Source organism: Prosthecobacter sp. (assembly GCF_049294395.1).
Classification (GTDB): domain Bacteria; phylum Verrucomicrobiota; class Verrucomicrobiia; order Verrucomicrobiales; family Verrucomicrobiaceae; genus Prosthecobacter.
In genome coordinates, this window is the sequence record NZ_JBAQCR010000195.1 from 1 (window position 1) to 22406 (window position 22406).

The following is a 22406-nucleotide window of genomic DNA, read 5'->3' on the forward strand; positions in this document are numbered from 1 at the left end:
GGTCCGCACATTCCATGTGCGGTTCCCGGCAGTCACCAGATCCATCGCCCGCTCCGGCCCAGGACAAGAGTCATACTCCTCTCAAAGAGCAAGTCTGATGCCAGGTTTCGAAACATAAAAGATTCAATCTGCCTCCAGGCAAAGTCCTCGGAAAAAGAAACCTCTGCGTCCGTCCATCCTCTGCGGTTTACATCAGTCCTTTTCCAAACAATCACGGCATGCTCGGGAAAGTACGATGGGCACTCCTGCCCGTCGACCAGCGCCCTCTCAGCACCCCAGGCCACCAATCCGGTTTCCAACCTCCTCTAAAGATCTCCTCACAGACCACTCTCCCTTGGCCCCTCCATCACCGCCCACCCAGCGCCCGTATTGTAGTCCCGCCTTCAGGCGGTTCCGGACGAACGTCCACCAACCGCCCTTTGGCGGCTCAGTCATTCGTCATTCGGACTTACTCATTCGTCATTTCTTAACCCGCCACCACCGCCGCACGCGCATTCTCCTCCGCGCCCGTCTTCTGCAGGTAATAATCATAATCCCCCGCATACGCCGTCACTTTCCCATCCACGATGTGCAGCACCTTCGTCCCCAGCGACCGAATGAAATGCACGTCATGGCTGATGAACACCAGCGTCCCCTCAAACTTCTGCAGCGCCAAAATCAGCCCCTCGATCGCCCAAATATCCAAGTGCGTCGTCGGCTCGTCCATCAGCAGCAGGTTCGGCGGATCCACCAGAAACTTCACCAAATTGACGCGGCTCTTCTCACCACCGCTCAGCACCCGGCACTTCTTGTGCACGTCCTCACGCTTGAACAGGAACGATCCCAGAATGCTCCGCGCCTCATCCTCACGCAGCTCAGGCGCCACGCGCTTCAGCTCCTCCAGCACACTGCAGTCCGGGTCCAAAGTATCCGCCCGATGCTGCGAGAAATACCCCAGCTTCACATTCGTCCCCAGCTTGCGCTCACCCTTCTGAAACGGCACCTCGCCCGCCAGAATCTTGATCAGCGTCGATTTCCCCGAACCGTTCGGCCCCACCAGCACCGTCCGCTCCCCACGTTCCACTTCCAGGTCCAGGCCCTTGTACACCTGCTTCGTCCCGTACGCCTGATGAATGTCCGTCAGCGCGATCAGCCGCTGCCCGCTCCGCTGCGGCTGCGGGAAATTAAAGCGGAAGCCCTTCCTCAGCGGCCGCGGCTTGTCTAGCTTCTCCATCTTCGCTAGCTGCTTCTCACGGCTCTGCGCCTGGGACGCCTTCGACGCCACCGACCGGAACCGATCAATGAAATCCTGAATCGCCTCGATCTCCTTCTGCTGGTTCTTGTACGACTGCATCGCACGCTCGTAGTTCTCCTCGCGCTGCTTCAAGTAGTCGCTGTAGTTCCCCTGGTAGGACTGCAGCTTGCTCTCCTCGATCTCATACACCTGCTGCACCAGCTCATCCATGAAGTCACGGTCATGCGAGATGATCAGCAGCGCCCCCGGGTAGTTTTTCAGGTAATTCCGGAACCACATCAGCGACAGCAGGTCCAGATGGTTCGTCGGCTCATCCAGCAGCAGCAGATCCGGCTCCATCACCAGCAGCCGCGTCATGTGCGCACGCATCACCCAGCCACCGCTGAACTCCCGCGCCGGACGTGCGAAATCTTCCTCCTTGTAGCCCAGCCCCTTCAGAATGCGCTTCGCCTTCGCCTCAGTCTGCGGGTCCTGCAGCGCATCATGCTTCGCATGCGCCTCAAAATACTCCGGGCTGGAAACATCACCCACAGCCTCAAAATCACGCAAAATCTTCTCCAGCGCCTCAATCTCCCCCGCCTTGCCCGTCGCCACTTCCAGCACGGTCTCCTCGCCCACCGGCTCACTCTCCTGCGGCAGGAATCCCACCGTCGTCCACTCATCCCGGATCACCTCACCCGCATCCGGCACATCAGTTTTGAGGATCAGCGAAAACAACGTCGATTTCCCCGCCCCATTCGGCCCCACCAGCGCCACGCGCTCTCCATAGTTGATGGTCATGGATGCCGCGCTGAACAGCGTGCGGGCATTGAAAGTCTTGGTGACGTCGCGAATGGTAAGCATGGGGGCAGATCAGCTACCTCACCCCACGCCACTTGCAAGGCCAAGCATGCCCCAGCCCTGAGACTGTCCCGGCTCACGCAGACCAGCCTGCAGTCTCCGCATTAGTAACCCTCAAGGCATCGTCGTCTCCGCCGTGGTTCCCCAGATTGGGGTCTCATCGTTCGGCAGGAGCCCAAGTGGAAAGTTGACATCAATGATAAGTGTCTTGCTTGTCATTGAATTTAATTAGTTGCATTTTGTAACGCAACCACTTGAGTGTACGATTTTTCACCGAGCGATTCGACTATGCTCGGCCAGTAGAACACTGAACAAATGGGACTTTTACGATTTCGTCTTCACCACGCAGGATCGACCATGGCCGCATGAGGATGGCCAATCAATAAAGCAGCAATTTGAGGGTTAATTCCTCCATAAAAACGCAACATGCCAACAACAGTTCCATCGCTTTCAGAGGCTCTTATTCTTGACCACCTTGTAAGGGATGAAGGAAAAGACCCACTTGCTTATCTGGACAGCCTTGAGGTGGAAACGTCGATCGCGAACACAAACACGATAGTTCGATGGCATCGCATTGGCCATAGTGCCACATTAGACCAACCAGATACGGAAAAAATGATAGATAAACTCATTTTACTTCTGGTTGATTTTGCGTGCACCCGGAAGGAGCGAGACGAGGCTGTTCTCAATGTACAACAGACCGGATCAACACAAGCATTAACAGCTCTAGTTGAAAGAGCCCGCCGTCTTTTCACCACGAGTGCAAATACAGGAGAAGTTGGTGAGTTGATGCTCTACTTCCTCGCCGAGCATCTCTTGAAGTACCCCCAGGTTCTCTGCAAGTTTCCACTCAAGACCAATCCCAACGTTCATGCTCATGGTGCCGACGGTGTTCATGCCTCTGTCGACCCAAAGACTGGGCATCTTCGTCTTCATTGGGGAGAAGCGAAACTGTACCAAAAACTGGGTCCAGCGTTAGACGACTGCTTTTCGTCTTTGAGTGAACTTATCCTCGAGCCAACAGGCGCAAAAAAGACCAAACGCCGAGATGTCGAACTTTTGCGTGACCATATAGACCTCAATGAACCAGGACTTGAAAAAGCGTTTCGATCTTATCTTGATCCAGACAACACATTGTCGAAAAAAGTCCGTTATTGCGGACTGGCACTTATCGGGTTCGATTATCCCAACTACGATAATTTAACCAAACAGTTTGCGAATCAAGAGGTTGCTGCTGTTTCAAGCCTTATTCAGGCGTGGGCAGCAAGAATTAAATCATCAGTAGAAAAACATGAACTAATAGGAATTTCGATCGACTTGTTCTGCATTCCATTCGTCTCAGTCGAAACATTCAGATCTGCTTTCTTAAAACGCCTCGGATAAACAAATGTCGCTAAGTGCCCTTCGTCATTGGCTGTTAGAGCAAGATTCCTTCGTGAAACGAATGGACGGGGTTATTCGTTCAGGAGTCCTCGACGAGTTTCCAGCCATAATTTCAGAGGGTGCCGAGCTTGAACAGGATTGGCCCAAATTGCTTCTTTGGGGCAGCATTCTCGCAAGGTCGGAAATAGCCGAAGAGCAAAAATTTGCTCTTCGTATTGCTGATACTTGTTTAAAACTTGTGTCCACAAGTAACGAGGAGCGAGCAGCGGCGGCAGTCATCCTCGATACGATGGCAAACAAACGTTCGATGGAACTTGCGGAGACTCGGAAGTTGATACCGCGAAGCATGGAGGAATTGCTTCCAATTCCTCTGCGCGCAGACTTCCTTAAACGCTCGGCTGAGGACCGGATACAATCCTCAGATGATCAGCGACATCCAGCAAATCGATTTCAAGTGGATTTCTGGAAGGCTCTGAATTCCAATCAATGGATTAGTGCATCTGCACCCACGTCAGCGGGCAAATCTTTTCTACTGCGATTATGGGTAGCGGAAGTGTTCAGAAAAAATAAAAGCGCTTTGGTGGCATTTATTGTTCCTACTCGCGCCTTGATTCAGGAGTTTTCAGATGGCTTCGGGCAAGACATTGCCAATGGGGTTTTAAAAAACGTCATCCTTCACTCACTCCCTATCGAGGAAGAATTTGCAGCTGATAGTGGGCACTTGTTCGTTTTTACGCAAGAACGGCTGCACATTCTCTTGAGTCGGCGGAAGGATATCGCCTTTACTTTGCTTGTGGTGGACGAAGCCCAAAAGGTCGGGGATGGTTGTCGGGGAATTCTTCTTGAGCAAGTGATTGCTGAATGCATGCGCCGTTCCTCTGACACTCAAATCGTTTTCGCCTCCCCATTTGTAGAGAATCCCGCCTATCTCAATCGTGGGGCAGAGTTGAACCAACGGGCATGCGCAGTGGAGCGGGAAGTAACTACAGTTACGCAAAACTTGCTTTTTGCGGACCAGAAGCGAGGGAAACCAGACATTTGGAATGTGTCCTTTGTTGCTGGGGAAAGTGAAATTGCCGTGGGCAGTGTGAGTTTGCCTTTTCGTGCGACTAGTGCTGCTAAACGGCTAAGTACCGTGGCATATGCTCTCAGAAGTCGAAGCGGAGGAAATCTTGTCTATGCAAACGGAGCAATGGATGCAGAAAAGTTCGCCCAGCATCTTAGTGAGGGTTTCAGTGCCCAAGGAATTGCGTCTCTGGAGAATAAGCCTCGTATAGCTGAGCTTATTAAGCTTGTTCGGAAAACAATACATCGAGATTATTTACTTGTTCACACGCTCAAATACGGAGTTGCCTTTCATTACGGTAATATGCCTCTGCTCATCAGAACTGAGATCGAAGCACTATTTCGTGAAAATATACTTCATTTTTTGGTCTGCACCGCCACGCTAATCGAAGGGATAAATCTTCCTTGCAAAGTGATCTTCCTTCGAGGCCCTACCAAAGGGCGAGGTAATCCTATGGAAGCTGTAGATTTCTGGAATCTCGCGGGTAGGGCTGGAAGATGGGGGAAAGAGTTTCACGGGACAATTGTTTGTATCGACACAAAATCTGCGGGCGTATGGGAAAAGCCGCCGCCGAGGAATCGGGTTCGCCAACGCATTATTGCTGCAACCGAGAAAACATTGACCGAAGCAGACGCCTTGCTCGCTTACATTGAGAGCGGCTACCGCATTGAGGATGATCAAGATTATGCTGCGTATGATTACACGTTGACGTTTCTTTTCCACTGGCTCCTTCGCGGTGACGATCTTTCGAAATTACCTACTGCAAAGAAGGTTTCTCCGGAAACCCTGGAGCGACTTCAGGCGCTTCTGAAGTCAGAATTGGAGACGCTTACACTATCTCCCGAATTGATTTTCCGGCACCCTGGAATTTTGCCGCACACACTCGCAGCACTACTAGTTGAGTTGCAGAATTTGTCGCCAGAGGAATTGGTGCAGCTAGCTCCTGTGCTGCCCGAAAGCGATGATGCTGTCGCTCGGTATGAAAATATTTTTCAGTTTATCGATACACATCTGCGGGCGAATTGGAGTCACTCTGCTGATGCCGACGGAAAACGACTTTTACAATTGGCGCTCACTGCAGTGGATTGGATGCGAGGGAAACCGCTAGCGGTCTTAATTAGCAAGAGGGAGAAGGTAAATAACCGGAGAGAAAAGCCCTCAAAGCTCTCCAGTGTGATTGTCGGAGTAATGAATGATGTCGAAGAATACGCACGGTTTAAGATTCCAAAATATCTTCGAGCATTTCTTGATGTGTTATATTTTCACATTCACCAGTCTGGTCAGGGCGATCTAATTCAGGAAATTCCGAACCTAGAGCTGTGGCTAGAATTAGGCGTATCTGTGCGAACGCAACTCTCTCTAATGGAGCTTGGGATGTCTCGAACCGGAGCCATCGAAGTATTCGAATTAATGGTTAATCACAATATGGACAAGTCTGAAACCTTGAATTGGCTCCGATCCTCAGACCCGGCGGTTTTAATCAATCTGCCGGAATTGGTCAAACAAGAGATCGAGCGGATATTGGCACGATTTGCTTAGTCAACCTCTGGGCGTCCTAGGATGACTATAAATGATTTGAAAATTAAACCGCGATATGAAAATGGACAAAACAACCGATTTCCCAAGCTCGAAAAACAGTAGCTGCATTAGAATCATGAAAGCATTAAAACACCTCGCTCTCAGGGTTTTCATATTAACGCTTTTGGTTAGCCCCGCTTTGCCTTTTCTCCCCGAAAAATGGAGCTTTCAACTCCCATGGGTGCCATTGTGGGGCAATGTGTTGAAATTCGACCAAGTTGGAATATATGGCGATTTTGTAGGTGGGTTCATCGGAACGATCGCATTCATGGTGAGCTTGGTCATCTTGTTTATCTCTTATCAAAATCAGAAGGAGACCAATAAACAAAACTTGGAAGTTCAGAGGCAGTCTAGCAAACAGACTGTATTCGATGTTCGCTTTTACGATATGCTCAAGTGTCATAGGGAAAACACCGCTGAGCTTGAAATTGAGGGAAAAGTTGGGAGACGTGTCTTTGTCTCCTTTATTCGAGAATTTCGAAAGGCACTTAGCATCGTTAATGCACTCCAGGATACGGATGCGGCTCAAATGCTGACCACCACCTCAAAAATTGATCTCGCTTACTTGGCTTTTTATTATGGGGTTGGGCCGAATTCGACACGTTTGTTGAGAGCTGCTACAGACCATCTTCCAAAAGCGAGCGTCGAAAAGGTGATTCTGGAAATGGGGCGCGTGCAAGCCGCGTATAGAGAACTACTTAAAAAGCCAGAAGACAAAGGAGACTTGGCTTCGCGGTATCTTGCCAATTTGAGCAAAGCGGAATGGGAGTTAGTACGAATTACGTATCAGCCGTTTGATGGGCATCAGTCACGCCTAGGGCACTATTACAGACATCTCTACCAGATGATGAAATTTGTACATTCGTATCCTGACGAAGACAGGCGGCGCAGCTATGCTGCGCTGGTACGCGCACAGCTTTCAAATCATGAACAAGCCCTTTTGTGCCTTAACTCAATTTCAAAAATTGGCTCAGCATGGAGCGGCGAGGACGGCTTCTTGCAGAAGTACTCAATGATTAAGAACATCCCGGAATGCTTCTTTGACAGCGAGACGGAGATCGACATGGAACAACTATTTCCCAAAATGGGCTTTGAGTATAAAGAAGCTGAGACTGGCGATCAGCGTGCAAAATCCTGACAAAACAACCGCATTTCCAATGCTCTTAGCTCAGTCATTCTTCTGCCCAACATTCACGTTGCCAAAACCAAAGCCCCACACCCGCTGCCCAGTCACCGAGAGAACAATTCCGAAACTCAGGATTTTCTGGGTGCCTTTATCAGCTTCTCATCAACGTCAAATCAGCGGTTAAAAACTCTGCTCATCTTCCTGCAATCCCCGCCTGAATTCAGCCCGTTCCCTTGCTGAAAATTACCCCCCCATCTCGAAGAAGCCTCCCAACTAACCGCAATTCCGCTGAAGACTGAGCCTGCTGGTATTCTCTGCGGTCTTCTGATCTCTCGCGGTGTTAAATCTGTGCTCACCGCGACGCCGCCAGCACCGTCCTCGGCGTATGCTCCGTCAGGATCTTCGACAGCGGCACCTCCACCGCATTTTCCCGTCCCAAAAACTCCAGCAAAATCCGCACACGCTCCACACCGGTCAGCATCGCATTCACAATCCCCTTCATCCCTCGCATCGGCCCTTCCGTCAGCTCCACGGTGTCTCCCACCTTCACGCCGATCTCCACCTCGCAAATCTCCACGTCCTTCATCTCCTCCTTCAGCGCCGCGATGGCCGAGTCCGGCACCGACGTCAGGTTGCCCCCAAAATCCACCACCTTGATGACACTCTGCGAGTACTTCACCGCCCGCATCGAGTCATTCGGGATGAAACGCGCAAAAAAGTAGCTCGGAAACAGCGCCTCCACGAACCACACCTTGCCCCGCCGCGTGTTCTTCTGAAACCGGATGCGCGGGCAGTACGTCTCCACGCCCTCCAGTCCGACCATCAGCGAAGCCGCGATATGCTCGCACTTCGGGCGCGTATGCACCACGTACCAGGCCGGGATGGTTTCTTTTTTTTCTTTCATGGGTGAACAATGATTCAAACTGCCCCTCCACAACGCCGAGGCAACCACAATCCAAGGTTTACGCACGAACAGCGCCAAACATCCAACTGTCGTGGAACACCCTGTCCTTTCAGTCCCCTCCGATCAGCCTTCCTTCAGGAATCCCTTTTTTCTTCCCCTCTTTTTTGCGCCCCTTTGCGGCCACCCAATTCCGGCTCCCCCCGCAAGAATGCCACTCCACCGCGTCTCTCCTGCTCACAACGCTCCCATCCGTCCACCTCTGTTAATCATGCCATTCTGTTAATCCTGTCTACTCCGCCCTCGCACCACCCCACCCCTCCGCATACCTCACAGCACGTATTGTAGTACCTCCTTCAGAATCCCCTTTTTTTCCCCTCTTTTTTTGCGCCCTTTTGCGGCCACTCAATTCCGGCTCCCCCCGCATCCAACAACGGGTTTGCGCACAAGCAGGGTCTGCGCCACCTGTGCGACCCCTTTTTTCCCGCCCTCCGCGCATGTTCCGAGACCTCTACGACTACCTCTACCACCTGGCCCCCACCGGTGGCATCCCGCTGAAGGGCACCGGCATCGTCGTCGCGCTCGCCTTGATCCTCTCCCACGGCTGGGCCCTCAACAACACCGCCAAGACCCAGGCCTTCCTCAAAGCCTTCCCCCGCACCTACTCCTGGGGCGTCATCCTCCTCACCATCGACTTCCTCTGGGCTGAGTTCGCCCTCGTCAACATGGACATGGGTGAGTTCTTCAACATGCGCGACAAGTTCATGATGATCGTCGCCGCCGGATACGTGGCAGTCCTCATCTACGTGAAGGAATTCCTCGCCGTGCGTGCCCTCGGCGCCCTCCTCCTCCTCGTCGCCGGCCCCGTCCTCACCGCCGCCTTCCTTCAACCCCAGACCAGCCGCCTCCTCCTCCCCATCCTCGCCTACGTCTGGATCATCGTCGGCATGTTCTTCATCGGCATGCCCTTCCTCATGCGTGACTGGGTGAACACCCTGATCTCCAAACCGCAGCGCTGGAATCTCGCCGTCTACAGCGGCATCGCCTACGGCTTTGTGCTCCTCGCCGCGGCCTTCCTGTACTACTGATGCACCCGCAGCCCCGTGTCCTCGTCATTCGTGGCGGCGCGATAGGCGACTTCATCCTCACGCTCCCCGCTCTCCGCCTGCTGCGCGAAACCATCGCCGGCTGCCATCTCGAAGTCATCGGCTATCCCGCCATCGCCGAACTCGCCCGCACCGCAGGCCTCGCCGACTCCATCCGCAGCCTCGAGCACCGCACCATGGCCCCGCTGTTTGCCAAAACAGCCCCCATCGACGAAGCCCTCGCCGAACACCTCCGCAGCTTCAACCTCGTCGTCAGCTTCCTCTACGATCCCGATGGCCTCTTCCGCGCCAGCATGGAACGCGTCGGCGTCAAAACCCTCATCGAATGCTCCCCCCTCGTTAACCCCGACGGCCCCCACGCCTCCAGGCAACTCGCCAAAGGCCTGGAAAAGCTCGCCATGTATCTGGAAGACGACCACCTCCAACGCGCCCACTTCCAGCGCCCTCCCAATAACCAGCGCCGCATCGCCATCCACGTCGGCAGCGGCTCCGAAAAGAAAAACTGGCCCCTCGACCGCTGGCTCCAGGTCGCCAATGAATTTCCCAACGATGAAGTCATCTTCATCACCGGCGAAGCCGAACAAGAGCGCGGCATCCAGCCCACCGGTCGTCCCATCTGGCACGCCCTCCCCCTGACCGAACTCGCCACCCGCCTCAGCACCTGCACCGCCTTCCTCGGCCATGACAGCGGCATCTCCCACCTAGCCGCCGCCTGCGGAGTCCCATCCCTCCTCCTGTTCGGTCCCACCGATCCCGCCATTTGGTCCCCACCCCAGCCCTGGGTGCAGTTATTGCGGAATCCGACACACGAGTTGTCCGCTTTGTCCGTCCACGAAGTGAAATTGGCCGCCACGCAAGTTGTTGCGAAAGCGTAACGTGTTAGCTTGATCAAAAATCATGTCTCACGAACACCACTCTGCCCGCATCAAAGCCTTCCTCATCCTCGGCGCACCCGGAAGTGGCAAGGGGACGCAAGGCAAGGTATTGGGCAGCATCCCCCGCTTCCACCACCTCGCCTGCGGCGATGTCTTTCGCTCCCTCGACACCCGCACAGCCATCGGCCAGAAATTCGTCGAATACTCCAGCCGCGGTGAACTCGTTCCGGACGATGTGACCGTCGAACTCTGGCATGCCAATCTCAAGCAACGCATTGATTCTCATCAGTTTAAACCCGAGATCGACTTCCTCGTCCTCGACGGCATCCCCCGCAACGTCGAGCAGGCAAAGTTCATGGAACCCCACATCGAAGTCCTCAAAGTCTTCCATCTCTCCTGCCCCGACCGCACCGAACTCGCCCGCCGCCTGCGCAAACGCGCCCTCAAGGACAACCGTTTCGATGACGCCAACGAAACCGTCATTCAGCAACGTTTTGCCACCTACGAGGCCGAAACCAAGCCCATTCTCGACTACTACGCCGGCGACCGCATCCTCGACATCGATGCCAGCCAAGCCCCTGCCAAGGTGCTCTACGACATCATAGGCGGCGTCATGCAGCTCGAAGCGTGGAAAGAATTGGAAAAGATGAAGGTCTAGCCGCAAAACGATGCGCGTTCTTTTCATTGGCACCGGCGACATCGGCCTCCCCTCGCTGGACTGGCTGCTCAGCACATCCAAACACTCCGTCGTCGGAGTTATCACCCAGCCCGACAAACCCGTGGGCCGCAAGCAGGTGCTCACCCCACCGCAGATCAAGGTGCGCGCCCTTGCAGCAGGACTCACCGTCCTGCAGCCTCTGAAAATCCGCCACGCCGTGGAGGAACTGAAAGCCTTCAATGCCGACGTCGCTGTCGTCATCGCCTACGGTCAGATTTTATCCCGTGCCGTGCTGGATGTGCCGCCTCTCGGCTGCTTGAACGTCCATACCTCGCTGCTGCCACGCCACCGTGGCGCAGCACCCATTCAAGCCGCCATCCGCGATGGCGACACTGAAACCGGTGTCACCATCATGTTCATGGATGAAGGGCTCGACACCGGCGACATCCTCCTGATGCATCGTGTTGCCATTGCTTGCGATGAAACGGGCGGAAGTCTGCATGACAAGCTCGCGCAGCGGGCCCCTGCAGCGCTCGAAGAAGCGCTGGATCTTCTGGCCACTGGAAACCCACCGCGTGAAAAGCAGGACGAATCCAAGGTCACCCACGTTCGCAAGCTGACCCGTCAGGACGGTCGCCTCGACTGGACACGTCCCGCCATTGAGCTCGACCGCCTCGTTCGAGCCTTCACCCCCTGGCCGGGAACTTCCTGCCTGCTCAACGACACGCAGATGAAGATTCACCGCGCGCAGGTCATCGCCAATGCGGATGCTTGTCCTGCACCGGGTACGATTGTCAGCGCAAATGCCGACGGCATTTTGGTAAGTTGTGGCAACGGACTGCTCAATTTGAGCGAGGTCCAAATAGAAGGCGGCAGACGTTTGTCTGCCGCCGACTTCCTGCGTGGGCACCCGCTGCACGCGGGCGATGTGCTGCACTGAGTTGCTTATTCCTGCAGGAAGACGAACACGCCCTTCTTGTTTCCAATAACGACGTCCATTTTGCCGTCCTTGTTCACGTCTCCGGGAGTGACCTGGGTGCCGACGCCGCTGTTGTCGTCGATCTGATGGGGAATGAACTGCGCTTCTTTGCCGCTGCGTTTGATTTCGAACCAGTAGAGCACTGGTGCGGCATTCGGCTCATCGTCCTTGAGGGGGCCGTGGGCCCAGCGGCGTTTGCCGGTGACGACGTCCATGATGCCGTCGCCGTTCATGTCGGCGAGCTGCATGGCGTGGAGCTGACTGAATTTCACCCCCACCGGGCTTTCTTCGACGGTGGCTCCCATAAGCTTGTGCTCGGCGAAGGTGCCGTCGGCTTTTTGTTCAAACCAACCGAAGCCGTAGCCGTGCGCGTCATAGCTGCTGATCACATCGTTGCGACCGTCGCCGTTCACGTCGTAAACGAGGATAAAGGAGCCGCCGCGTCCGCCTGCCACGGTAAAGAGCTGAGGATGAAAGACCCAGTCGCTGTCGGCCTTGGTGTCAGCGGGCTGTTCGCGCCAGCCTTCCTTGTCGAGGATGTCAGGGCGGCCGTCGCCATTCACATCGCCCACGCCATAGCCGTGGGTATAACGGAAGTACTTCTTATCGTTCTCCGGTGACTTTGGAGAGATCGGGCGGAAGCGGGCTTTGCCGAAGGGGTTGGCCCAGTCGATCTCGGCATAACCGAGTTGTCCGCCGGTGTGGCAGAGGAGTTCCGGCTTGCCGTCGCCGTTCACATCTTTGAAATCGGGGGATTCATTGTCTGTGATGTCGAAGATGGTGTGGCGCTTCCATTCACCGCCTTTGTTCTGCGGGTTTTCAAACACCCATGTCTCTTTGCCGGGCCAGGAGTAGGCCATGATGTCGCTCCAGCCGTCCCCGTTGAAGTCATAGCTGTAGGTCAGGAAGAAATCGCTGTAGCCCTTGGCCGGATCGTAGGGCTCTTTTTCGAACTTGGGTGCAAACTCAACCCGTTCCTTGAACTCGGGGCCCTTCCAGATGAAGCGGCCTGAGCAGACGTCGTTCTGACCGTCATGATCGAAATCCGCAAAGTGCGCGCCTTCGGCTACAAATTCCTCGGTCAGGGTGAACTTTTTGAACTTCAAATCGGCGGCGCACAAGGGCAGCGCGAGCAACAGGGTCGGGATGAGCAGTTTTGTCATGGTGGTTGGATTGGAACAGAGTTGGAAGGAGTGATCTTGCAGGCGTGAGGCATCAGCCCAGAAACTTCCCGGGATTCAGAATGCCGTTTGGGTCCAGCGCCGCCTTCAGACGAAGGTGCGTTTCATGCGCGGCGGGAGTGACCGCGTCACGCCACCAGCGCTTTTTCGCGATGCCGATGCCGTGTTCGCCAGTGATGGCACCGTTCCAGACAATGACCTGGTGGAAAAGCTTGTCGAGGGCGGCCTCGGCGCGTTCGCGGATTGCGGGATCGTCCATGGTGGGCACCATGATGTTGACGTGGATGTTGCCGTCTCCGGCGTGGCCGAAGCAGGCGACGGGGAAGCCGGTTTCGCTTTGGAGGGTCTCCGCGAAATCGACCAGATCCACGAGGCGGCCTCGTGGCACGACGATGTCCTCGTTCAGTTTGATCAGGCCGGTGTTGCGCAGGCTGTAGCTGAATTCACGGCGCAGTTTCCAGAAGGCTTCGCAGGCTTCATCGCCCATGGCTGTGTTCAGGCAGATGCTGCCCAGGTTTTCCACGAGTTTCGCTAGTTGGTCGATTTCGCCTTTGACCGAATCGGCCTGGCCGTCGATCTCGACGAGGAGATGCGCATCGCCTTCCGGGGTGACGGAGGCGCCGAGATACTCGCGTGCGGCACGCAGAGTGAACTTGTCGGCGATTTCGAGCGCGCTGGGCAGGAATCCGCTGCCGAGGATGCGCTGCACGGCATTCGCCGCTTCGGCGAAGGAGTTGAAGCCTGCGGAAAGCATCGCGCGCATGGGCGGATGCGGGATCAGACGCAGGGTGGCCTCGGTGACGACACCGAGCATTCCTTCGCTCCCCACCATGAGACCGACGAGGTCGAAGCCGGTTTTGTTTTTGTGACAGCGTCCGCCCGCCTTCACGATGGAGCCGTCTGCCAGCACCGCTTCAAGGCCGAGCACGTAGTGCCGGGTGACGCCGTATTTCAGGCAGCGTGGACCGCCTGCGTTTGTGGCGATGTTACCGCCGAGGGAGCATTCTTTGAGGGATGCGGGGTCGGGCGGATAGAACCAGCCCAGTTTGCGCACTTCGCTTTGCAGATGGCCGGTGATGACGCCCGGTTCGATCACTGCCACGCCGTCTGCGAGGGTGATCTCCTTGATCTTGTTCATTCGGGCGACCGAAAGCGCGATGCCGCCCTGCAAGGGCACGCAGCCACCGACATAGCCCACGCGTGAACCCTGGGGAGTGACGGGAATCTTATTTGCGTTGGCAAAGCGCAGCACCTCGGAGACTTCGGCGGTGGATTCGGCATGGACGACGACGTCAGGCGGGTTCGAGGCGAACCATTTGTCCGTGCTGTGAGTGGCGATGTCGGTTTGCGTGACGGATACGCGGTCAGGACCAAGAAGGGAGATGAGTTGATCGGCGAGGGAGGCCATGCGCATTCTTGGGGCCGGATGCCCGGCCTTGCAACTTCATGCCCTGCGTCTAATTTGCTCTCCATGCAGCCCAGGCCTGTCGTCAACGTCGAAGAATTCATCGGCAAGACCGTAGGGCGGCGCGTGCCTCCTTCTGGAGCGGGGCTGCAAAAGACGCTGAATCAAGCGCTCAAGACGCAGAAGCGCGGCCTGTGCCCGAAAGGCGTGTATCGTTTCAAATCTCATGAGGAGGCTGACGCATGGATGGTGAAGATGATGAACCGCAAGAAGGCGAGTTAATCTCACGGGCACCCACAGAGGACGATCTGGTGGACATGTGCCGCTTGCTCAACGAATCCGGCGCCCGATAAATGATCGTGGGTGGATTTGCGATTATGTATGCAGGCTACAGCCGGACCACTGGCGATGTTGATCTGTTGTTTGACACCGAACTGGTCAACGAGGCGAAGGTCTATCGTTGTCTTGAATCTCTGCCGGACAAAGCGGTGCGGCACCTGCAGCCAGGGGATGTTGGCAAATACACGATCATTCGTGTGGCCGATGAAATCATTATCGATCTAATGAAATCTGCCTCAGGCATCGACTATGAGGAAGCGTCGAAAGAAGTCGTCATTCGCATGGTGCAAGGCGTTCCAATTCCGTTCGCATCGCCGAGGCTCCTGTGGCGCATGAAAAAGAATACGCATCGTGAGAAGGATGCGGGAGATCTGGTGTTTTTGCGGCAGCAGTATCCCGAGGTGACGCAGTGAGGCTCACTCTTCCCCGCCGAGCAGGAATTGAAAGTCTTTGAGGGTCAGGGCCTGGGCGAAGTTTTCCTCGCCGAGGATGTCGTTGGCGAGCGAGCCTTTTTGCTTTTGCAGGAAGCGGATTTTTTCCTCGATGCTGTTCTTGACGATGAGGCGGTAGGCGAAGACGGTCTGCTGCTGGCCGATGCGGTGGGTGCGGTCGATGGCCTGGGCTTCGACAGCGGGATTCCACCAGGGATCAAACAGGACAACGTAGCTGGCGGCGGTGAGATTGAGGCCGAAGCCACCGGCTTTGAGGCTGATGAGGAAGGTGGCGGCACCGGCGTGAGTTTGGAAGTCATTGACCAGTGTGCCGCGGTCTTCGGTCTGGCCGGTGAGTTTGAAGGACTGCCAGCCGCGCTCCTGAATCTCCGCCTCGATGATGGCGAGCATCTCGACGAACTGGGAGAAGACGAGCACCTTCTGGCCTTCCTCCATGAGGGGTTCGAGCAGTTCCATGAGCGCGGCCACTTTGGCGCTCTCGCTGGCGGGTTCGGCGGTTTTTTTGCGGCCCTTTTTGGTGGCGGTGGCCTCAAGGCCGAGCAGGCGCGGATGGCAGCAGATCTGCCGCAGGCGCAACAGGCTGGTGAGGATGTTGAAGCGGAGTTTGTCGAGTTGTTTGCCGGTTTCGACCTTCAATAGCTGAGCGCGCGCGCGTTTGACTTCGGCCTGGTACAGGGCGGCCTGCGTGCCTTCGAGTTCGATGCTGAGATCTTCCTCCACGCGGTCGGGCAGATCACGGGCGACTTCGTTTTTGGTGCGGCGGAGCAGGAAGGGCCGGGTGCGGGCGGCGAGGCGGCGGCGGGCGAGCGGATCATCCCTGCCGTCGAAGTTTTTGGTGAAGGCGGAGCGGGTGCCGAGGACGCCGGGCATGGCGAAGGAGAAGATGGACCAGAGATCGAGCAGGCGATTTTCAATGGGCGTGCCGGTGAGGGCGAGGCGGTGCCTGGCTTTCAATCCGCAGGCGGCCTGGGCGTTCTGCGAGGTGGGATTTTTGATGGCCTGGGCTTCATCGAGGATGACCGCGCCCCATTCGATCTCCTTGAGCAAGTCTTCATGGATGCGGAGCTGGGAGTAGTGGATGATGAGGAGATCGGTTTTGCCGTCGAGGCCGGTCTTTCCTGCGCTGGCGCGGTTCCACACCTCGACGCTGAGCTGGGGGAAGAAGCGGGAGACTTCGCCGCGCCAGTTGTCCTGCACGGACTTGGGGCAGATGACGAGCAGGGGCTCCTGCATCTGCTGCTCACCGCGCAGCCAGGCGATCCAGACGAGCGTCTGCAAAGTTTTGCCGAGGCCCATGTCGTCTGCCAGCACGCCGCCGAAGCGGTTGGCCGTGAGATAGGCGAGGAAGTGGAAGCCTTCGGTCTGATAGGGGCGCAGAGTGGCGGTGATGCCCTCCGGCATCTGCGGGGTGACGCGGGTCTGGATTTCCTCCACACGACGGCGTACCTGCGCAACGCGTTCCGCACTGAGGAGTGTGGTGTCTTTCCCGGCCAGACCGCCGAGCTGGAGGGCGTGCAGGCGCTGCTTCTCAGCACTGAAATCATGCGCGGCGAGACCGAGTTCGGCGAGTTCAAGCAACTGCGCCTCGGTGAGCTGGTATTCGAGTTTGCGCCAGCCTTTGCCGGGGAGGCGCACCCATTTGCCCTTGGCCTTGAGCAGGAGATCGATTTCTTCCTGGGTCAGGGTGCTGTCGCTGACATCCAGAGCGACGCTGAGGTCGAACCAGTCGATGCCGGTCTTGGATTCTTCGATGTCGAGGCGTACGTGACCGGCGACTTTGCCATCGCGCAGGCTGGCGAGTTCGGCATCGAGCTCGACGATGAAGCCTTGAGGGCGGCGGTCAAGCCAGGCGAGGAATTGGTCCGGCCAGTCCCGGCCCTGAATGCGCTGTTCGAGCCAGAATTCATTAAAGGCGCCGTAAACGGGTCTGAGCGGCCACTGCGTCAGCCATGCACCGGCGGCGGGCAGGTGAGAGCTGTCGAGCTGCACGATTTCATCCGACGGGGGCATTTCTCTCTGGTTGAAGCGTTGGGAGGCGGACCAGTTTGTGCCGTTCCAGAGGCTTGGACTCTGCACACCAGCGAATTTTGCCTGCGCACGCACGTGGAGGTAGTCACTGCTGGTCTGAGGATAGCGGTGGAGCTTGCAGCGCACTTTAATTTCAGCGCGAATGATCTTCACGCGGCCTTCGAGGCGCTGCGGCACGGGCAGACCGAGTTTGGCGAGGGCGCTGACGCCTTCCTTGGTTTCCAGCGCCGCAGCAGGAATGGAGACCGGCCAGTGCATGGAATCATGGCCGAAGGGCCAGTAATTCACGGGGAACACGGACTCATGGGTGACGTAACGCATGGGGAACCCGGGCACGATGGCGAGGGGTGGCGGCGGGGTGCGGCCTTCTTCATCGAACATGCGCAGCTCGTAGTCGCCCCCTGAGGTGGCGGGGGGCTGCAGATCCCAGCGCAGGGGTTCGTCGAGGATGGGCAGAGGTTCCCCCGTGGAGGTGACGACGTGAGTTTGAAACAACTGCGGCGTGGAGATGAGCTGGCCGAGGCTTTTGGCAAGCGAGTCTGAGAGCGGCTCGATGTCGGTGGAGCGGAGATCTCCATATTGCTGGACTGCAGCTTTCAGCACGAGGTTTGAGCCGGCGCTGAGGAGGTTTTGGGGGCCATTGCCGTAGTGAGTGGAGCCACCCCAAAACTGCTTGAGCAGTTTCTGCGAAGCTTTGCCAAAGTCGGCCTCTCCCGGATGGCGTACCTGGATGAGAGCGCCTTTGGCATGCAGCATGAGACGCAGTTCCGGAGCCTCAGTGGCCAGATGCAGCTGCGGCTCCTGCCATGACCCAAGGCGCTGCCGCCATTCGTCGATTTGTCTGAGACGCTCCCATTTGTGGAGAAGCCGTTGCATCACCGTTGGATCAACCAGCCCGGCCAAAGCAGGCGGCATCGCGAGCTGGCAGGCATCCAGCGCCCCAGCCAGACACGCGAAGAATTCGGCTTCATCGACAGGTGGATGATTCGTGGGCCAGAGCTGCACCTGGCCATAGCCCCAGTAGCTCTGCCGACCGCAGAGCTTGAACAAATCCTGCTGTGACACGATATTCTGCCTGCCCACCCACCAGACCGACGCCTGCTGGAGAAATTTCAACTGGGAGGCGGTGAGGGTGATGCCCAGTTGTGCGGCGGCACGGCCTGGGAAAGAATCCGCAGGTGGCTGGGCGATGGGGGGAGGGGCGGGCTTCGGCGGTTTTTTCGTCCTGGCCTGCGTGACGCTCCTTGCGACGGACTGCACCTGCAAATGCAGGATCACGGCGACGGCGTGCTTGCAGTCCACTCCATAGGGGCAGGTGCAGGAGGTCTCTATGTCGCCGGGGGTGAATTCGAGTGTGACCTTGTAGAGTTCCCCGCCCTGAACGTCTGCCTGAAGCACGACGTCTGGCTCCACCCACTCCACGTGCCGCACGGCCTGACGCGCGAACAACTGGGTGCCGCGCTTGATGATATGCCGTTCAAAGAACGCCAGGCTCCGGACGAGCAGGTCGTGTTGTTTGGCGGTGAGACTGATGCTGGTTTGGGCTGACACGGTGTTTGAGGCAGAATGCGGCGACAGCGGCGGTGCTCAAGCGTAAATCACTCAACACTCATGCCCCCGCTCATCGAAGTCACCCACCCACGCGGCATTTATCTGCCGGAGGCGGATTTGTGGCTGGATCCGCATTTTGGGAAGGAGCGGGCGTTTGTTTCACATGCGCACAGCGACCACGTGGCGCGGCATGGGCTGACGATTTGTTCGGAGATCACGCATCAGCTCATGGTGGTGCGGAAATCGGTGAAAAAATCGGGGAAGGTGGTGTCGCCGCAGATGCGGGAGGTGTTTGAGTGGGAAGGCTGGGAGATGCGGCTGCTGCCTGCGGGGCACATCACGGGTTCGGCGATGCTGCACCTGACGCGCAAGGCGGACGGAGCCACGCTGCTGTACACGGGCGACTACAAGCTGCGGCAGGGGCTGAGTGCGGAGCGCTGCGAGCTGATGCAGGCGGACACGCTGATCATGGAGACGACGTTTGGACTGCCGAAGTATCGCTTTCCGTCGGCTGAAGATGTGATCGCGCAGATGCTGGCATTTGTGCGGGATACGCTGCGTGATGGCGGCATTCCGGTGCTGATGGGGTATTCGTTGGGCAAGGCTCAGGAAATTCTTTGTGCGCTGGGAGATGAGGGGCTGCCGGTGATGGTGCACCCGAGTGTGGCGCAAATCACGGAGGTGCTGGCACCGCATCTGGGGAAGCTGCCGCAGTGGCGGCTGTTCAAGGCCGACGAAGTCGCAGGGCATGTGCTGGTGTTTCCGCCGGGATCAAAACTCGATCTGCCGAAGATGCGGACGGCGATGCTGTCGGGCTGGGCGATTCAGCCGAGCGCCAAGTATCGGTATGGTGTCGATCTGGCGCTGCCACTGAGTGACCATGCGGACCACCCGGAACTGCATGAAACGATTGAACAGGTGAAACCAAGGCGCATTTACCTGGTGCATGGTTCGACCCGTGAGTTTGCCGCAGAGCTTCGTCTGCGCGGGCATGATGCGCGGGCGCTTGGGGCGGAGGACCAACTGGAGCTGAACCTGTCAGCTCACTGATTCGATTTTTTGCCGGCGGGCAAAGAAGACGCGCGCGCTTTCCATGACACCGTAGGCGGTTTCCTGGGGCGTGAGCTCGGCGGTTTTGATGCGCAGGTCGGCGAGGCTTTTGTAGAGCGGTTTGCGCTCGTTCAGCAGGCGTTCGAGTTTGGCCTTGGGATTTTCCTCGCCGTTGAGCAGCGGGCGGTTGGTGTTCATCGCCGTGCGGCGGGCGAGGCGCTCCGGATCGGCGTCCAGCCAGACGATGTAGCCGAGATGACGGAGGATGGCCAGATTGCGCGGCTGGGTGACGATGCCGCCGCCGGTGGCAATGACGCAGCCGCGTTTGCCCAGCAGGGAACGCAGGGCGGCGGATTCATGCAGGCGGAATGCGGCCTCGCCTTCGGTGGCGAAAATCTCAGGGATGCTTTTCCCGACGGTGTCGGCAATGAGGTGGTCGGTGTCCACGATCTGAAAGCCGATCATCTGCGCGACGATGCGGCCGACGGTGGTCTTGCCCGAACCCATGAGGCCGATCAGCAGAATGTTGGGCTGGCGGGACGGGAGAGTTTCGCCGGAGGTTTGAACGAGATCGAGGATGGAGGATGCGAGGTCGGGATCGTCACGCAGGGCATCGAAATAGCTGGCGTAGCGCGGCGCCCACCCGGTGGCATGCAGCTTGGTGTTGGAGACGCGCTTGTGGCTCCAGCCGCGTTTGCGATTGGGGTCAGGCTCGCGTGTTCCGGGAATTTTGACACCAAAGATGGAGCACAAACGCTCCACACACTGGCGCTGCGTCATCTGGGCATCGTCGACGATGTTGTAGATGCCGCTCAGGCGTTGCGTGACGAGGTGCACAAGTGCGCTGGCCGCATCATCGGCGTGGATTTGATTGAGGATGCGGCCCTGCCCATTATTGCCTTCGATGGCGGCCTTTCCTTCGAGAAGGTTCTTCAAAACAAAGGAGCGCCCCGGACCGTAGATGCCGGCGAGCCGGGCGACGGCGCCCTTCGCATTGAGGGCGATGGTCTCGGCCTCGCGCAGCAGGCGGCCGGTGTCGCGGTCAGGATCGGCAAAGCTGGTTTCGTCGATGACTTCACCGTTCACCTGGGGGTAAACACTGGTGCTGCTGGTGTAGAGCGGAAAGGCCGATGGGAAGGCTTGGGTGAGATGCCGCATGCCATCGACATAAACGGACTGGTACATCTCTGCCCCGCCACGGCTGGAACTGGCGCAATGGATGACGGTGTCAATGCTGCTGGCGCTGAGCCTGGCGGCGAGTGCGATGACATCGGCACTGTTTGAAATATCGCAGGACTCCGTGCGCCAGGGTTTGACCGTGGCGAGGCGAGCGGCGGATTCTGGCGAGTGCGTCAGGCCGATGACTTCATGTCCGGCGGCATGCAGGAGATCGGCGACGCGCTCGCCCACGAATCCACATCCTGCGATGAGCACTTTCATGGCTGGCGGTGTTTCTGGTAGTAGGCGACGATGCCTTTGACGACGCCCTGCACGTAGTCCTCGATGGCGCTGGATTGCAGCCGCCCTGCGATGAGGGTGCGGCCGAGGAAATGACCGCGCAGCAGGCGGTGGTAGGTCTCCTCGTTGTTCATGACGTAAGGTTCGAGGTAGACGACGGGGCAGTCATGGAGCCGATTGGCCAGCAGATTTCGTGCATAAACATAGGAGTTTGTGCCGATGCGCCGGGCATTGGGAGTGGTGTAAACGTAGGCTGGCAGGCCGGTGGCCAGACGCATGCCATTGGCGACGGCTTCGGCGAGCGGGAGTTCTTCCTGATGAACGCGGGAGAAGAGGCGGCGGAACATTTCGAAGCGTACGTCCTGCTGCTCGAGTTCGAGAGGTGAGTAGCAGCCGTTCACGAGCACATGCATGTGATTCATGGGCGAGAACTGCGGTGCGGTGGCATCGCCCCAGGCTTCGGCATTGAAGTGCAGGCAGAGGACCACGTCAGGCTTGATGGTGGCATTGACCTTTTCGCCGCGCGCGTGGATCTCGCTCACGCGGTAGAAGAGCTTTTCGCTCTGCCACTGCACGGTGAGGATTTTCGCATCGCCGGTGACGCCGGTGTAATTTTCCTGGGGCAGCGGAAAGCCGGCATCGACGAGGAGTTGACGCGCCTGGATGACGAAATCGGTGGGGCGCTGCTGAGTGACGGGTTCGGCGCGGTCGCGCACGAGGGAGACATTGGCACCGAGAGCCTTGAGCCGTTCGGCGAGGACTTGCGCGGTGGTGAGGGTGAGATCGCCCTCCCGAATGGATTCGCCAGGGGCAAAGCTGAGCATGCGCTCCTCCATCTGGGCGTAAGCGCCGCCGATGTGTCCGGGGTCGATGGCGATGTGAATGTCGCTGAGAAGAGGACGGCCTTTGAGCGGGGGCATTTCAGCCGCAGCTCTCCAGGTGCGTGTGCCCGGCAGCGGGGCTTCGGAGCGGGTGGCAAAGGCGATGCGCGCTTCCGGTTTGAGAGGGTCACCTGTCTTGATGACCACGCCGTCGGGCTCCAGTTTCCACGGTGGAGGGAAGGGGGAGCCGTCGGAATAGACATCCCGCATGGCGGCCTCGAATTCGCTGCGGGTGAGGGTTTGATGAAAGGACTGCAGCTTGAGCCAGTCGGGCGTGGTGCCGAGGGGGCTCAGGCGGTCCAGACGTGCCGGGGG

The 22406-nt window shown here is 57.5% G+C and carries 17 protein-coding genes; 10 read left to right on the forward strand and 7 right to left on the reverse strand.

The genetic code is table 11. The features are described from left to right. Positions 1–466 precede the first annotated feature (466 nt). The gene (locus WAW39_RS12460; protein ID WP_422319255.1) at positions 467–2077 is read right to left on the reverse strand and encodes an ABC-F family ATP-binding cassette domain-containing protein; all 1611 of its coding nucleotides are present in this window, start codon (positions 2075–2077) and stop codon (positions 467–469) included. Between the two features lie 423 nt (positions 2078–2500). Here WAW39_RS12460 and WAW39_RS12465 point away from each other — a divergent pair, with 423 nt between their 5' ends. From WAW39_RS12465 to WAW39_RS12475, 3 genes are all read left to right on the forward strand, one after another. Next, positions 2501–3457 (forward strand): HamA C-terminal domain-containing protein, encoded by a 957-nt coding sequence (locus tag WAW39_RS12465; RefSeq protein ID WP_422319257.1) that lies wholly within the window; start codon positions 2501–2503, stop codon positions 3455–3457. Positions 3458–3518: 61 nt separating this feature from the next. Then, complete coding sequence (locus tag WAW39_RS12470; RefSeq protein ID WP_422319285.1) at positions 3519–6062, forward strand: DEAD/DEAH box helicase; 2544 nt, start codon at positions 3519–3521, stop codon at positions 6060–6062. A gap of 115 nt (positions 6063–6177) precedes the next feature. Further along, on the forward strand, positions 6178–7239 hold the full coding sequence (locus WAW39_RS12475) for a putative phage abortive infection protein (protein ID WP_422319259.1): 1062 nt from the start codon (positions 6178–6180) through the stop codon (positions 7237–7239). A 340-nt stretch (positions 7240–7579) separates the two neighbouring features. On the opposite strand, the gene nusG is transcribed toward WAW39_RS12475, so the two are convergent. Then, entirely contained in the window at positions 7580–8131 is a 552-nt protein-coding gene (nusG, locus tag WAW39_RS12480; RefSeq protein ID WP_422319261.1) for a transcription termination/antitermination protein NusG, read from the reverse strand. A 494-nt stretch (positions 8132–8625) separates the two neighbouring features. On the opposite strand from nusG, the gene WAW39_RS12485 reads away from it, so the two are divergent. Genes WAW39_RS12485 through fmt form a run of 4 tightly spaced genes read left to right on the forward strand, consistent with a single transcriptional unit; the run spans position 8626 to position 11707 of the window. Further along, entirely contained in the window at positions 8626–9216 is a 591-nt protein-coding gene (locus WAW39_RS12485) for a hypothetical protein (RefSeq protein ID WP_422319263.1), read from the forward strand. Further along, positions 9216–10109 (forward strand): glycosyltransferase family 9 protein, encoded by an 894-nt coding sequence (locus WAW39_RS12490; protein WP_422319265.1) that lies wholly within the window; start codon positions 9216–9218, stop codon positions 10107–10109. Before WAW39_RS12485 ends, WAW39_RS12490 begins: the two co-directional genes overlap by 1 nt. A 22-nt stretch (positions 10110–10131) precedes the next feature. Beyond that, positions 10132–10767: an adenylate kinase family protein gene (locus WAW39_RS12495; protein WP_422319267.1), complete on the forward strand. Its 636-nt coding sequence runs from the start codon at positions 10132–10134 to the stop codon at positions 10765–10767. 10 nt (positions 10768–10777) lie between these two features. Then, entirely contained in the window at positions 10778–11707 is a 930-nt protein-coding gene (fmt, locus tag WAW39_RS12500) for a methionyl-tRNA formyltransferase (protein WP_422319269.1), read from the forward strand. A gap of 5 nt (positions 11708–11712) precedes the next feature. Here fmt and WAW39_RS12505 read toward each other — a convergent pair whose 3' ends face one another. Both WAW39_RS12505 and WAW39_RS12510 read right to left on the reverse strand, forming a co-directional pair. Continuing rightward, positions 11713–12909: an FG-GAP repeat domain-containing protein gene (locus WAW39_RS12505; protein ID WP_422319271.1), complete on the reverse strand. Its 1197-nt coding sequence runs from the start codon at positions 12907–12909 to the stop codon at positions 11713–11715. Positions 12910–12961: 52 nt separating this feature from the next. Further along, positions 12962–14335: an FAD-binding oxidoreductase gene (locus tag WAW39_RS12510; RefSeq protein WP_422319273.1), complete on the reverse strand. Its 1374-nt coding sequence runs from the start codon at positions 14333–14335 to the stop codon at positions 12962–12964. Between the two features lie 63 nt (positions 14336–14398). Here WAW39_RS12510 and WAW39_RS12515 point away from each other — a divergent pair, with 63 nt between their 5' ends. Together WAW39_RS12515 and WAW39_RS12520 are read left to right on the forward strand one after the other, a co-directional pair. After that, positions 14399–14614, forward strand: a complete 216-nt coding sequence (locus WAW39_RS12515) for a hypothetical protein (protein WP_422319275.1) — start codon at positions 14399–14401, stop codon at positions 14612–14614. Between the two features lie 71 nt (positions 14615–14685). Then, positions 14686–15084: a hypothetical protein gene (locus tag WAW39_RS12520; protein ID WP_422319277.1), complete on the forward strand. Its 399-nt coding sequence runs from the start codon at positions 14686–14688 to the stop codon at positions 15082–15084. 3 nt (positions 15085–15087) lie between these two features. On the opposite strand, the gene WAW39_RS12525 is transcribed toward WAW39_RS12520, so the two are convergent. Continuing rightward, positions 15088–18702, reverse strand: coding sequence for an SNF2-related protein (locus tag WAW39_RS12525; RefSeq protein WP_422319279.1), 3615 nt, complete (start codon positions 18700–18702; stop codon positions 15088–15090). A gap of 60 nt (positions 18703–18762) precedes the next feature. Between WAW39_RS12525 and WAW39_RS12530 the strand changes: the two genes are divergently transcribed. Then, a complete protein-coding gene (locus tag WAW39_RS12530) occupies positions 18763–19752 on the forward strand; it encodes an MBL fold metallo-hydrolase RNA specificity domain-containing protein (RefSeq protein ID WP_422319281.1) in 990 nt (329 codons plus the stop codon). Here WAW39_RS12530 and WAW39_RS12535 read toward each other — a convergent pair. Both WAW39_RS12535 and WAW39_RS12540 read right to left on the reverse strand, forming a co-directional pair. After that, positions 19741–21267 carry a shikimate kinase gene (locus WAW39_RS12535; protein ID WP_422319287.1) on the reverse strand — a complete coding sequence of 509 codons (1527 nt, stop codon included), beginning with the start codon at positions 21265–21267 and terminating at the stop codon, positions 19741–19743. The genes WAW39_RS12530 and WAW39_RS12535 overlap by 12 nt on opposite strands. Next, the coding region (locus tag WAW39_RS12540) for a hypothetical protein (protein ID WP_422319283.1) at positions 21189–22406 on the reverse strand (1218 nt) is incomplete at its 5' end. The genes WAW39_RS12540 and WAW39_RS12535, both read right to left, overlap by 79 nt.